Annotated in this window: 1 pseudogene; it reads right to left on the reverse strand. The window is 60.5% G+C overall.

What is annotated here, in order from left to right:
* Nucleotides 1-261 (reverse strand): annotated as a pseudogene (locus CH341_RS34975) (sulfurtransferase); the annotation flags it as partial.

The raw sequence follows: 261 nt of genomic DNA on the forward strand, positions 1-261 counted from the left end.
TCGAGGAGAACGGTGGAACCGTCATCGAGATGCGAACGGACGTCATCGCTCGAGACGAGGAGTCCGGGCCGCAATTGCGCCTTGAAATCGGCCGCAACGATTTCGGGCTTATCCGTCGCAAGCGTCGTGCTCGGATCGGCATTCCAGACGCGGTACCCGCCATTCAAGATGGCAAGATGTTCGAGGCCTGCGAGCTTGAGCGTCCAATAAATACGGGTGGCACCACTGAACTCGCTGGAGCTCGAGGCCGCCGGGACGATG

Origin of the sequence: Rhodoplanes roseus (assembly GCF_003258865.1) — a bacterium.
In the GTDB taxonomy this organism is placed as follows: Bacteria; Pseudomonadota; Alphaproteobacteria; order Rhizobiales; family Xanthobacteraceae; genus Rhodoplanes; species Rhodoplanes roseus.